Consider the following 12,854-nt stretch of genomic DNA (forward strand, 5'->3'; position numbering starts at 1 on the left):
ACACCCGCACCCCCGGCCGGCCGCCCTCTTTCGTCGCGTCCCGCACGACGAAAGTCGAAGGCCGCCCCCACCTCGGGTCCTCCCGCGGCGGGCCGGGGCGGCCGTCCGCGCTCCGTCACCGATACCGGACCACGCGCACCCCGGACTCGACCCGGGCGAAGACCAGCTGCAGCACCCCGACCTGGTCCAGCCGGGCCGGCCCGCCGGTCATCCCGTCCAGGAACGCCACCCGGCCGTTGTTGTTGTGCACGTACAGCAGGTGCCCGCTGACCTCGGTGCCGCCGATGACCCGCCGCACCCACACCACGCCCTGGGTGTCCGGTCCGGTCTCCTCGGCCCGCGTGATCACCTCGTCCCAGCTCACGCACCGCAGCTCGCGGGCGGCGGGGAAGTAGCGGCGCAGCAGCAGCTCCCACCAGCCGGGCGCCTCGTGCGCGGGCTGCCAGGGCAGCGGCGAGGAGGGGCCGCCCGCGATCGCCGCGGCCGTCGTGACCACGCAGCCGCGCGCGTTCAGCCGCCGGGCCTGGGTCTGCGCGTCGCGCTCCACCGGGTCCCGTGTGTACGCCGAGGCGTCGCCCCACGGGTCGTTCGACGCGGGATGGAAGGGCTCCCCGTAGTCCTTGGGCACCACGAGCGACGCGGCCAGCATCGGCGTCCGCGGACAGCCCGGCTGCTCGGTGGTCCGACAGGCGAACAGCCAGGTCCCCGCGTCCTCGGCGACAGGGTCGATGCCCACCAGCTCGACGAGCCCGTTGTAGGTGGACAGCAGCCACTCCAGCGCGGTCTGCCACGGCTCGGCCTTCGCGGTCTTCGCCAGGCCCGCCCGCTGCCAGCCGCCGTGGCGGACGTAGGCGAGGTATTCGTCGAGGGGCAGGTGGGTCGGGGGGAAGTCCACCCGGGAACCGTCCTTGGGCACGATCACCAGTTTGTCGAACGGACCCACCATGGGGTCCCCGGCGTCGATGCTCTCCTGGGTGTCGTACCGGACGATCCAGGCCAGCTCGTGCTCCTGGGTGAGCTCCGGCTTCAGCACGATCGTCCACGGCTCCGAGGCGAACGCCTGCTCCAGGCGGGCCCGGGCCGCTTCGAGGGCCTCGTTCAACGTGAGGCCGAACTGCTGCTCGCCGACCGAAGCGCCCATGTCCGAGGCGAAGTCGTCACCCCGGTCCTCGGCCTTGTCCGCCCGGTCGTCCGCCCCGACGTACTCCGAGCCGGCGCCGATCCCGTCGGTGGCTCCCAGCCGTCGTCCAGCTTCTGCGGGTCGTCCAGCGGCACCAGCACCACCCGGCTGCGAAAATCCGCCAATCGCTCCAGCACGGCCTCGCGGGCCGCCTCCACGTCCACCGCGGCGGCCGGATCCGGCTCACGCGCCGGTTCGGCCGGCTCCGTCGGAGTTCCGGTGTCCACCCGCTCCGTCGCGGCGGCGCGCGGCCGCCCCCACCCCTCGTCGAAACCCACGCACGACTCCTCGCACCGACCGGAGAGCACGATCGCGCACACCCGGCGGCCACAACTGGTCTCACAATTCGGACAGTTGGCTCACCCTAACCCTGTCGCCCGACAGGACCACAGGTCAGGGGCACCGAACAGGGACGTACGTCACACCCGCGACCGCGGAGGGGCAGGAGGCGGGGCGGGGAAACACGAAACGGCCGCCACCGCTTTCGCAGTGACGACCGTCTCGTCGATGTGGGCGAGGGGGGATTTGAACCCCCACGTCCCGAAGGACACTGGCACCTGAAGCCAGCGCGTCTGCCGTTCCGCCACTCGCCCGAGCAGCGCCCCAGTGGATCTTCCCTTTCGGGCCTTTCCCCTGGCGACGTCGAAACATTAGCACGGAGAACGGGGTGGATTCACATCGCTTTCCCGGCACCCCCGCACCCCGCCGTGGACGGCCCCTCCCGCACTCCGCTCCCGGTGCGGGACACTGTCCCTGGAGCGCCCCTACGATCCCTTGTGAGGACCAACACTCGTCCTCACAGGAACGATGGGGAACCACCCGAATCCGCCACGCGTGGATACGATCAGTAAGCAGTACAGGGCGACAGCGACGGAGGAGGTGCCCCATGGGAGTTCTGAAGCGGTTCGAGCAGCGACTCGAAGGTCTGGTGAACGGCACCTTCGCCAAGGTGTTCAAGTCCGAGGTCCAGCCGGTGGAGATCGCCGGAGCCCTCCAGCGGGAGTGCGACAACAACGCCACCATCTGGAACCGCGAGCGGACCGTCGTCCCCAACGACTTCATCGTCGAGCTCAGCGCCGGCGACTACGACCGTCTGAGCCCCTACTCCGGGCAGCTCGGCGACGAGCTCGCGGGCCTCGTCCGCGACTACGCCAAGCAGCAGCGCTACAGCTTCATGGGCCCCATCAAGGTCCATCTGGAGAAGGCCGACGACCTCGACACCGGGCTCTACCGGGTCCGCAGCCGCACCCTGGCCTCCAGCACCTCCCAGCCGCAGGCAGGACCGCCCTCACCGCAGGGCGGCTACGGCTACCCGCCGGAGAACCAGCCACAGGGCGGCTACGGATATCCCCCGGTCGCGGCCCCGCCCATGCCCAGCGCCCCGCCCCCGGGCGGACCCGGCGCTCGGCGGCCCGCCCCGGGCGGACCCGCCGGACCGGCCCCCGCGGCCGGCCCGGGTGGCCCCCGGCGCCACTGGATCGAGATCAACGGCACCCGCCACCAGATCTCGCGCCCCACGCTCGTACTCGGCCGAAGCACGGAAGCCGACGTGCGGATCGACGACCCCGGCGTATCGCGCCGGCACTGTGAGATCCGGACCGGAACGCCCTCGACGATCCAGGATCTCGGGTCCACCAACGGCATCGTGGTGGACGGGCAGCACACCACCCGCGCTACGCTCCGCGACGGCTCGCGGATCGTCGTGGGCAGTACCACCATCATTTACCGGCAAGCCGAAGGGTGAAGCGGGGGCAATGTCAGAGCTGACCCTGACGGTCATGCGGTTGGGTTTCCTGGCCGTTCTGTGGCTGTTCGTCATCGTGGCCGTCCAGGTCATCCGCAGCGATCTCTTCGGGACGCGCGTGACCCAACGCGGCTCCCGTCGTAACGGCGCGGGCGCCGGCGGCGCCCCGCAGCAGGCGGGTGGCCGGCAGGCCACGCCTCCGCAGCAGCGCCAGCGGCGCGGGGCACCCACCAAACTCGTCGTCTCCGAGGGCATCCTCACGGGAACCACGGTGGCCCTCGCCGGCCAGACGATCACGCTTGGCCGCGCGCACGACTCCACGATCGTGCTGGACGACGACTACGCGTCCAGCCGCCATGCCAGGATCTATCCCGACCGTGACGGCCAGTGGATCGTCGAGGATCTCGGGTCCACCAACGGCACGTATCTCGACCGGACCCGGCTGACCACCCCGACGCCCATTCCGCCGGGCGCACCGATCCGCATCGGCAAGACCGTCATCGAGCTGCGGAAGTAGTACGAGAATGAGCGAGCGGAGCGAGCGCGCGGCGGCGATCCGTCCCACCGAGGGCACGGACCCCAGCGCGCTCCCGACCGGAGGGTGGGCAGTGTGGCTCGAGACCGGTTGTACCCGGAGGCAGCTTCGTCGACAGGGCAGGTGCGCATGAGTCTGTCCTTGCGGTTCGCCGCCGGATCACACAAGGGCATGATCCGTGAGGGGAACGAGGACTCCGGCTACGCCGGTCCCCGCCTCCTCGCGATCGCCGACGGCATGGGAGGCCAGGCCGCCGGCGAGGTCGCGAGCTCCGAGGTGATCTCCACGCTCGTGCAGCTCGACGACGACGTCCCGGGCTCCGACATCCTCACCTCGCTGGCCACGGCCGTGCAGCGCGCCAACGACCAGCTGCGCGTGATGGTCGAGGAGGACCCGCAGCTCGAAGGCATGGGCACCACCCTGACCGCCCTGCTGTGGACCGGCCAGCGCCTCGGCCTCGTCCACGTCGGCGACTCCCGCGCCTACCTGCTCCGCGACGGCGTCCTCACCCAGATCACCCAGGACCACACCTGGGTGCAGCGCCTCGTCGACGAGGGGCGCATCACCGAGGAAGAAGCCACCACCCACCCGCAGCGCTCCCTGCTGATGCGCGCGCTCGGCAGCGGCGACATCGTCGAGCCCGACCTCTCCATCCGTGAGGTCCGGGCCGGTGACCGCTACCTGATCTGCTCCGACGGACTCTCCGGCGTCGTCTCCCACCAGACCCTGGAGGAGACCCTCGCCGACTACCACGGTCCCCGCGAGACCGTGCAGTCGCTGATCCAGCTCGCCCTGCGCGGCGGCGGACCCGACAACATCACCTGCATCGTCGCCGATGTCCTCGACACCGACAGCGGTGACACCCTCGCCGCCCAGGTCAGCGACACCCCGGTGGTCGTCGGCGCGGTCGCCGAGAACCAGCACCAGCTCTTCGACGGCGGCAACGCCATGCAGACCCCGGCCGGCCGCGCCTCGGGCCTCGGCCGCCACGGCCGGCCCCCCGCAGGCGCCTTCGGCCCGCCCGGCAGCGGCGACGCCAACGGCTACGGGTACTCCCCCGACCAGGGCAAGGGCGGCGGCGCGTACGGCACCTTCGGCGAAGCCGAGGCCTACACCGCCGACCCCGGCTACGAGGACACGTACGACCACCCCCGCAGGCGCCGCAGCAAAGGGCGCAAGTGGACCACGCGTACGCTGACCCTGCTCATCGTCGCCGGTGTCGTCGGCGGTGGCCTCTACGCCGGCTGGCGCTGGACCCAGACCCAGTTCTACGTCGGCGTGAAGGGTGAGCACGTCGCGCTCTTCCGCGGGATCAGCCCGAAGCTGGGGCCGCTGGAGCTCTCCAAGGTGGAGACCGACCGCCCCGACATCGAACTGAAGTACCTGCCGCCCTTCAAGCGGAAGCTGGTCGAGGCCACCATCAGCGAGAGCAGCTTCGACGCGGCGCGCAAGAAGCTCGATGATCTCGGCGTCCAGACGTCCGCCTGCAAGAAGGACGAGGAGCGCCGCAACGCCGAGGCGCAGAACAGCCAGACGCCCGCCCCCAGTCTGACTCCCGAGGAGCAGCAACTGGTCGGGCTGTGCGGCAAGTAGTAGACATACGCGGGCGCAGGGGGCCTGCCACACCATGAGCGTTGTCACCAATACCACCACCATCGGCGCCATCGAGCTGCCGAGCAGGCGGAACACCGAGCTCCTGCTGCTCGGCTTCGCCGTGCTCATCCCGATGTTCGCCTACGCCAACGTGGGCCTCGCGATCAACGGCTCCCTGCCCCCCGGCATGGTGCTCTACGGCCTCGGCCTCGGCGCCCTCGCCGGGATCGCGCACCTCGTCGTGCGCCGGTACGCCAAGTACGCCGACCCGCTGCTGCTCCCCCTCGCCACGCTCCTCAACGGGCTCGGCCTCGTCCTGATCTGGCGCCTGGACCAGTCCGAGCGCCTGCAGAACCTGGCGAAGCGGGCCTTCGGCGGGTTCTCCCCCTCCGCGCCGCGCCAGATGATGTACACGGCGGTCGCCATCGCCCTGTTCGCCGCCGTCCTGCTGGTCCTCAAGGACCACCGCGTCCTGCAGCGGTTCACGTACATCTCCATGGCCGGCGCCCTGGTCCTGCTGATCCTGCCCGTCATCCCGGGCCTGGGCGCCGACGTCTTCGGCGCCAAGATCTGGATCAGCGTCGGCGGCTTCTCCATCCAGCCCGGTGAGTTCGCGAAGATCGTCATCGCGATCTTCTTCGCCGGCTATCTGATGGTGAAGCGGGACGCGCTGGCGCTGGCCAGCCGCCGCTTCATGGGCCTCTACCTGCCGCGTGGCCGCGACCTCGGCCCGATCCTGATGATCTGGGCGATGAGCCTGCTCGTCCTCGTCTTCGAGAACGACCTCGGCACCTCGCTGCTCTTCTTCGGCATGTTCGTGATCATGCTGTACGTGGCCACCGAGCGCACCAGCTGGATCGTCATCGGCCTGCTGATGTCGGTGGGCGGCGCCGTGGTCGTCGGCACTTTCGCCAGCCACGTCCAGGCCCGCGTCAACGCCTGGCTCGACCCCTTCGCCTGCTACACCACCTCGGGCGCCTGTGAGCAGGTCGGCCAGTCGATCATGAGCTTCGGTTCCGGCGGGGTCCTCGGCGCCGGCTGGGGCCAGGGCAACTCCGACCTGATCGGCTTCGCCGCCAACTCCGACTTCATCTTCTCCACCGTCGGCGAAGAACTCGGCCTCGCCGGAGTGATGGCCTTCCTCCTGCTCTACGGGCTCATCATCGAGCGCGGCGTGCGCACCGCCCTCGCCGCCCGTGACCCCTTCGGCAAGCTCTTCGCCATCGGCCTCTCCGGCGCCTTCGCGCTCCAGATCTTCGTGGTCGCCGGCGGAGTCATGGGCCTCATCCCCCTCACCGGCATGACGATGCCCTTCCTCGCCTCCGGCGGTTCCTCCGTCCTCGCGAACTGGATCCTCATCGCCATCCTCATCCGGATCAGCGACACCGCACGCCGCCCCGCACCGGCCCCCGCCCCGTCCCCCGACTCCGAGATGACCCAGGTGGTCCGTCCGTCATGAACAAGCCCCTGCGCCGCATCTCGCTTTTCTGCGGGCTGCTCGTCCTCGCCCTGCTGATCCGCACGAACTGGCTGCAGTACGTGCAGGCGGAGGAGCTCAGCACGCGCAAGGAGAACCGCCGGGTCCAGATCGCCCAGTACGCGACCGAGCGCGGCAACATCATCGTCAAGGGCGACCCGATCACCGGCTCCAAGGTGACCGACGGCAGCGACTACAAGTTCAAGCGGACCTACACGAACGGTGAGCTCTGGGCTCCCGTGACCGGGTACGCCTCCCAGGCCTTCGGCTCCACCCAGCTGGAGTCCCTGGAGGACGGCATCCTCACCGGCAACGACGACCGGCTGTTCTTCGACCGCACCATCGGCATGTTCACCGGGGAGAAGAAGCAGGGCGGCAACGTCGTCACCACGCTCAACCCCGAGGCCCAGAAGGCCGCCTTCGAGGCGCTGGGCACGAAGAAGGGCGCCGTCGCGGCCATCGACCCGCGCACCGGCGCGATCCTGGCCCTGGTCTCCACGCCCTCCTACGACCCCTCGCGCTTCGCGGGCAACTCCAAGGACGACGAGAAGGCCTGGGTCGAGCTGAAGGACAGCGAGGACAAGAACCTCGTGAACCGCGCCCTGCGCGAGACGTACCCGCCGGGCTCCACCTTCAAGGTGGTCACCGCGGCGGCCGCCCTCGAACACGGCGTCGTCCAGGACATCAACGCTCCGACGGACACCCCGGACCCGTACTTCCTGCCCGGCACCAAGACCGAGATGATCAACCACGCCAAGGGCTGCGAGAAGGCGAGCCTCAACGAGGCGCTGCGCATCTCCTGCAACTCCGTCTTCGCGAACATGGGCGACAAGGTCACCCGCGACAAGATGGTGGAGACCTCGGAGAAGTTCGGCTTCAACAACGACAAGATCGACGTTCCGGTCCGCGCGTTCGCCAGCATCTACGACAAGAAGATGGGCAAGGACGGCAACGCCCAGAGCTCCATCGGTCAGTTCAACACCGCCGCCACTCCGCTGCAGATGGCCATGGTCACGGCCGCGATCGCGAACGACGGCAAGCTGATGAAGCCGTACATGGTCGACATGCTCCAGGCTCCCAACCTGGACGTCATCGAGAAGCACGAGCCGCAGGAGATGAGCCGGCCGCTCTCCGCCGCCAACGCGGAGAAGGTGCAGCAGATGATGGTCAACGTCGTCGCGAACGGCACCGGCTCCAAGGCCAAGATGAACGGCGTGACGGTCGGCGGCAAGACCGGTACGGCGCAGCACGGCGAGGGCAACAAGAAGCGCCCGTACGCCTGGTTCATCTCCTACGCCGAGACCCCGGACAAGGCCTCGCCCGTCGCCGTCGCCGTCGTGATCGAGGACAGCGAGGCGGACCGCGAGGACATCAGCGGTGGCGGTCTGGCCGCTCCCGTCGCCAAGGCGGTCATGGAAGCGGTGCTGAAGAGCCAGGGGTGACCGAGGGATCACGGCCGGGTTCCAGTGACCCAGATCACAGAATTCCGGTCGGGTCCGAGCGTACGGTACCGGTCCAGTATCAGCCTGTGGCCACGAACCGATCACGGACGATCGGCCGGTAGCCTTTGCGCGAACAGCACACCGCCGGACCACACACAGGTGCGGTCGGGACTGACGGAGAGGGCTGCAACGTTATGGAAGAGCCGCGTCGCCTCGGCGGCCGGTACGAGCTGAGCCACGTGCTCGGCCGTGGTGGCATGGCCGAGGTGTACCTCGCCCACGACACCCGGCTCGGCCGTACCGTCGCCGTCAAGACCCTGCGTGCCGATCTCGCCCGTGATCCGTCCTTCCAGGCCCGGTTCCGGCGCGAGGCCCAGTCGGCCGCGTCGCTGAACCACCCGGCGATCGTCGCGGTCTACGACACCGGCGAGGACTACGTCGACAACATCTCCATCCCGTACATCGTGATGGAGTACGTCGACGGTTCCACGCTGCGCGAACTGCTGCACTCGGGCCGCAAGCTGCTGCCCGAACGCACGCTGGAGATGTGCATCGGCATCCTCCAGGCCCTGGAGTACTCGCACCGCGCCGGCATCGTGCACCGCGACATCAAGCCCGCCAACGTGATGCTGACCCGTACCGGCCAGGTCAAGGTCATGGACTTCGGCATCGCCCGCGCCATGGGCGACTCCGGCATGACCATGACGCAGACGGCCGCCGTCATCGGCACCGCCCAGTACCTCTCGCCCGAGCAGGCCAAGGGCGAGCAGGTCGACGCGCGCTCCGACCTCTACTCCGCGGGCTGCCTGCTCTACGAGCTCCTCAGCGTCCGGCCCCCGTTCGTCGGCGACTCCCCGGTGGCCGTCGCCTACCAGCACGTACGGGAAGAGCCGCAGCCGCCGTCGAACTTCGACCCCGAGATCACGCCCGAGATGGACGCCATCGTCCTCAAGGCACTGGTCAAGGACCCCGATTACCGCTATCAGTCGGCCGACGAGATGCGCGCCGACATCGAGGCCTGCCTCGACGGCCAGCCCGTCGCGGCCGCCGCCACCATGGGTGCGGCCGGTGGCTACGGCTACCCCGACCCGGGCAGCGGCTACGGGCACCAGGGCTACGACCAGCCCACCACCGCCCTGCGCACCACCGATCCCGGTGCCCAGACGTCGATGATGCCGCCCATGCCCCCGGGCGACGGCGGCTACGGACACGGCGGCTACGACCAGGGCCCGGGCCGCCGGCAGAAGAAGAGCAAGGCGTCCACCGTCCTGCTCGTCGCCGCGGGCATCCTCGTGCTGGTCGGCGCGATCCTCATCGGACGTTCCCTCTTCGGCGAGGGCGCCGACAACCGGCCCGCCGTGCCCAAGCTCATCGGCCAGACCTTCGAGGTGGCGCAGAAGAGCGGCGACAACGTCGGCCTCAAGGTGGTCAAGGGCCAGGACGCGCCCTGCGAAGACCAGCCCAAGGGCAACGTCTGCAAGCAGGATCCGGCGGCCGACACCAAGGTGGACAACGGATCGACCGTCACGGTGACGATCTCCACGGGCGCGCCCAAGGTGACGGTCATCAACGTGCAGAGCCTCAGCTTCGAGGAGGCCGAGAAGCAGCTCAAGGAGAAGGGCTTCCAGGTCGACCGCAAGCCGCAGGAGTCCGACCGTCCGGCCGGGACCGTCCTGGAGCAGAGCCCGAAGAGCGGCACCGAGGCGGAGCGCAACAGCGTCGTCACGCTGACCGTCGCCAAGGAGGTCACCAAGGCCACGGTGCCGGAGCTCAGGGGCAAGAAGAAGGACGAGGCGATCAAGGCCCTCACGGACGCCAAGCTCCGGCTCGGCAGCGTGACGGAGCAAGAGGCTCCCGGATCCGTTCCCGGCACGGTCATCGGCCAGCAGATCGAGGCGGGCGAGGAGATCGAGGTGGGCAAGACGGTGAACGTCACCATCGCCAAGGCCTCGGCGCAGACCGCGGTGCCCAACTTCAACGGCCTCACCGTGGACCAGTACAAGGACGAGCTGCGGCGCGCGGGACTCCGGCTCGGCATCGTCACCGGATCGACGGACGGCAGCGCGGTCGTCGTGCGCACGGACCCGCTGCCGGGTACCCCGGTGGCCTCGGGCCAGACCGTGAACGTCATCGCCCTCGGTGGTAACGGCCAGCAGCAGGGCGGCAACAACAACGGCGGCCTGATCGGCGGCCTGGGCGGCAACCGCTGACGCGACCGCCCTGGTGGCTCGGGCCACCGGCACGAGCGAAAGGTCCGGCCTCCTCCCGTTCCGGGGAAGGAGGCCGGACCTTCGTGCGTCACGCCGCTGTACGGCCGCCTGCGGCCGTATCCGGGACGGGTGGGCCTCCTGGGGCCCAGGAGGCGCCGGCGCCTCCCAGAGGGGCACTGCGGGGCCCTGACGGCACCGGGGCGAGCGGGTTCCGCGCGCTCAGCGCAGTTCGACCGGCGGGGTCCGCTTCGCGTCCGCCTTCTCGGTGCGGACCAGCTCGCCCCACACGATGTACCGGTACTTCGACGTGTAGACCGGCGTGCAGGTGGTGAGCGTGATGTACCGGCCGGGGGCGGTCTTCCCCGAGTCCTTGGGGACCGCGTTGATCACGTCGGTGTTGAACTTCGAGGTCTGGCGCAGCTCCGCGAAGACCTTGTAGACGTACCAGGTGTCGCGGGTCTCGAAGACGATCGCGTCGCCGTTCTTCACCTTGTCGATGTTGTGGAACTTCGCCCCGTGGCCGTCCCGGTGCGCGGCGAGGGAGAAGTTGCCCTTCTCGTCCCACGGCAGGGCCGACTTCACCGGCTGGGTGTAGTACCCGGCCACGCCGTCGTCCAGGACGTCCGGGTCGGTCCCCGCCTTGACGAGCACCTCGCCGTTGCGCATCGCCGGTACGTGCAGGAAGCCGACGCCGTCCTGGGTGTCCAGCGCCCCCGGCCCGGCGGCCTGCGGGGACGGGGCCTGCCACTGCCGGCGGATCTCGTCCCCGCGCGCCAACGCCTGCCGGTCCGCGAGCACGTTCGTCCACCACAGCGAGTAGGCCACGAACAGGCCCAGCACCAGGCCCACGGTGATCAGGACCTCGCCCAGCAGGCTCAGGAATCCCGCGAGCACACTGCGGTTGCCGACGGGCGGGGCCGCGGCGCGGCGGCGGGCACGAGACACTGCTGATTCGTCCTTAACTGGTCAGCGCGGGCGGTGGGCCCTGGCTGCGGGGGCGTTCATCGGTCATCCTGCCCCATACGATCATCCGGTAGGTGCTGGTGAACTCCGGGGTGCAGGTGGTCAGCGTGATGTACCGGCCCGGGGAGGTGAATCCCGAACCCTCGGGCACGGGTTTGATCACCGCCACGTTCGTCGGCGGGGTCTGTGCGAGCGACGAGGTCGTCTCGTACGTGTAGTAGGCGTCCCGGGTCTCGACCACGACGGGATCCCCGGGCACCAGCCGGTTGATGTAGCGGAACGGCTCCCCGTGGGTGTTGCGGTGCCCGGCCAGCGCGAAGTTGCCCTGCTCGTCGGCCGGCATCGCCGTCTTCAGCGCGCCCTCGCCGTAGTGCCCGACCATGCCCTTGTCGAGCACCTTGGGCTTGCTGATCCCCTCCGCCACCGGGACCTTCACGTCCAGCTTCGGGATGTGCAGGATCGCGAAGCCCTGGCCGGGCTCGAAGGCCGTGACGGTCGGTGCGGCGGCCCCGGAGCCGCCGGGATCCCTCTCCCAGTTCTGCCGCAGGGAGCCGGCGGCGCCGTCGGCCACCCGCTCCGCCAGCAGGTTCGTGTACCAGAGCTGGTAGGCGACGAACAGCAACATCACCAGGCCCAGCGTGATGAAGAGCTCTCCGCCCAGTCGGCTCGCGACGACCACCGGGCCGCCCGATGCCGGCCGTTTGCGCCGCCTGCCTCCGCGCCTGCGGCTGCGCCGGGCGGCCTGTTTCGCGGCCTCCTGAGCGGCCCTGCGTCGCGCGGCCCGGCCCTGCGTGGGCGCGGACGGCGCGACCGCGGTCACGCGACGGCCTTGCCCACCACCGGGGCCAGCCCCACCGAGCGCTCCACGGCACCCGCGTCACCGCACCGCACCAGCCAGTTGGCGAGCATCCGGTGACCCCACTCGGTCAGCACCGACTCGGGGTGGAACTGCACGCCCTCGACGTCGTGCTCCCGGTGGCGCAGGCCCATGATGATCCCGTCCTCGGTCCGCGCCGTGACCTCCAGCGCGTCCGGCAGGGTCCCGGGCTCGGCGGCGAGGGAGTGGTAGCGGGTCGCGGTGAACGGCGACGGCAGGCCCTCGAACACCCCGAGCCCCTCGTGGATCACGGGCGAGGTCTTGCCGTGCAGCAGCTCGGGCGCCCGACCCACCACGCCTCCGTAGGCGACCGCCATCGACTGCATGCCGAGGCACACGCCGAAGACGGGGACGGCCGTGCTCGCGCAGTGGCGGACCATGTCGATGCAGACGCCCGCCTCCTCCGGCGTACCGGGGCCGGGGGACAGCAGCACGCCGTCGAAGCCGTCCTGCGCGTGCGAGAGCTCGACCTCGTCGTTGCGCAGCACCTCGCATTCGGCGCCGAGCTGGTAGAGGTACTGGACCAGGTTGAAGACAAAGCTGTCGTAGTTGTCCACAACCAGAATGCGCGCGCTCACGGAGTGGCTCCCGATCCCTCGTCCACCGTCACATCGTTGAACGGGAGGAGCGGCTCGGCCCACGGGAAGACGTACTGGAACAGCACGAAGACCACCGCGAGGACCAGTACGAGCGAGATCACCGCGCGGACCCACGCGTTTCCCGGCAGATGCCGCCAGATCCAGCCGTACATGCCGCCCGATTCCTTTTCGTCCACGTTCGTTCAACGCACCGCGGGGGCGGTACGCGAACAGACTAAAGGCAGCGGCCCGAAA

At 69.9% G+C, this 12,854-nt stretch carries 10 protein-coding genes, 1 tRNA gene and 1 pseudogene; 6 read left to right on the forward strand and 6 right to left on the reverse strand.

Annotation, left to right across the window (positions count from 1 at the left end; translation table 11 throughout):
* Nucleotides 1-115: 115 nt before the first annotated feature.
* Nucleotides 116-1,306, reverse strand: a complete 1,191-nt coding sequence (locus ACWG52_RS18740; protein ID WP_389804926.1) for a toxin glutamine deamidase domain-containing protein — start codon at nt 1,304-1,306, stop codon at nt 116-118.
* A gap of 384 nt (nt 1,307-1,690) precedes the next feature.
* A tRNA-Leu gene (locus tag ACWG52_RS18745) sits at nt 1,691-1,773 on the reverse strand.
* A gap of 293 nt (nt 1,774-2,066) precedes the next feature.
* On the opposite strand from ACWG52_RS18745, the gene ACWG52_RS18750 reads away from it, so the two are divergent.
* From ACWG52_RS18750 to pknB, 6 genes are all read left to right on the forward strand, one after another.
* Nucleotides 2,067-2,924, forward strand: coding sequence for an FhaA domain-containing protein (locus tag ACWG52_RS18750; RefSeq protein WP_389804249.1), 858 nt, complete (start codon nt 2,067-2,069; stop codon nt 2,922-2,924).
* Nucleotides 2,925-2,934: 10 nt separating this feature from the next.
* Nucleotides 2,935-3,441: an FHA domain-containing protein FhaB/FipA gene (locus tag ACWG52_RS18755; RefSeq protein ID WP_033214868.1), complete on the forward strand. Its 507-nt coding sequence runs from the start codon at nt 2,935-2,937 to the stop codon at nt 3,439-3,441.
* Between the two features lie 93 nt (nt 3,442-3,534).
* Nucleotides 3,535-5,052 (forward strand): PP2C family protein-serine/threonine phosphatase, encoded by a 1,518-nt coding sequence (locus tag ACWG52_RS18760; protein ID WP_389804255.1) that lies wholly within the window; start codon nt 3,535-3,537, stop codon nt 5,050-5,052.
* A gap of 34 nt (nt 5,053-5,086) precedes the next feature.
* Complete coding sequence (locus ACWG52_RS18765) at nt 5,087-6,511, forward strand: FtsW/RodA/SpoVE family cell cycle protein (protein ID WP_033214872.1); 1,425 nt, start codon at nt 5,087-5,089, stop codon at nt 6,509-6,511.
* Nucleotides 6,508-7,971, forward strand: a complete 1,464-nt coding sequence (locus ACWG52_RS18770; protein WP_033214873.1) for a peptidoglycan D,D-transpeptidase FtsI family protein — start codon at nt 6,508-6,510, stop codon at nt 7,969-7,971. The genes ACWG52_RS18765 and ACWG52_RS18770 overlap by 4 nt, the downstream gene beginning before the upstream one ends.
* Nucleotides 7,972-8,165: 194 nt before the next feature.
* A complete protein-coding gene (gene pknB, locus ACWG52_RS18775; protein ID WP_389804257.1) occupies nt 8,166-10,181 on the forward strand; it encodes a Stk1 family PASTA domain-containing Ser/Thr kinase in 2,016 nt (671 codons plus the stop codon).
* Between the two features lie 219 nt (nt 10,182-10,400).
* Here the strand turns inward: pknB and ACWG52_RS18780 are convergent, their stop codons facing one another.
* The 4 genes and pseudogenes from ACWG52_RS18780 to ACWG52_RS18795 form a co-directional block, all read right to left on the reverse strand.
* Nucleotides 10,401-11,126 (reverse strand): class E sortase, encoded by a 726-nt coding sequence (locus ACWG52_RS18780; protein WP_453129020.1) that lies wholly within the window; start codon nt 11,124-11,126, stop codon nt 10,401-10,403.
* Between the two features lie 13 nt (nt 11,127-11,139).
* A pseudogene (locus ACWG52_RS18785) lies at nt 11,140-11,820 on the reverse strand (class E sortase); the annotation flags it as partial.
* Nucleotides 11,821-11,960: 140 nt separating this feature from the next.
* Nucleotides 11,961-12,599, reverse strand: coding sequence for an aminodeoxychorismate/anthranilate synthase component II (locus tag ACWG52_RS18790; protein ID WP_030714081.1), 639 nt, complete (start codon nt 12,597-12,599; stop codon nt 11,961-11,963).
* Nucleotides 12,596-12,796: a hypothetical protein gene (locus ACWG52_RS18795; protein WP_389804969.1), complete on the reverse strand. Its 201-nt coding sequence runs from the start codon at nt 12,794-12,796 to the stop codon at nt 12,596-12,598. The genes ACWG52_RS18790 and ACWG52_RS18795 overlap by 4 nt, the downstream gene beginning before the upstream one ends.
* Nucleotides 12,797-12,854: the final 58 nt, after the last annotated feature.

Source organism: Streptomyces sp. CLCI03 (genome assembly GCF_053615355.1).

What these genes read in the sequence shown, in the direction of transcription:
- ACWG52_RS18770 (WP_033214873.1), top strand. Translation starts at nt 6,508, where the DNA reads ATGAACAAGCCCCTGCGCCGCATCTCGCTTTTCTGCGGGCTGCTCGTC.
- ACWG52_RS18765 (WP_033214872.1), top strand. Translation starts at nt 5,087, where the DNA reads ATGAGCGTTGTCACCAATACCACCACCATCGGCGCCATCGAGCTGCCG.
- ACWG52_RS18755 (WP_033214868.1), top strand. Translation starts at nt 2,935, where the DNA reads ATGTCAGAGCTGACCCTGACGGTCATGCGGTTGGGTTTCCTGGCCGTT.
- ACWG52_RS18750 (WP_389804249.1), top strand. Translation starts at nt 2,067, where the DNA reads ATGGGAGTTCTGAAGCGGTTCGAGCAGCGACTCGAAGGTCTGGTGAAC.
- pknB (WP_389804257.1), top strand. Translation starts at nt 8,166, where the DNA reads ATGGAAGAGCCGCGTCGCCTCGGCGGCCGGTACGAGCTGAGCCACGTG.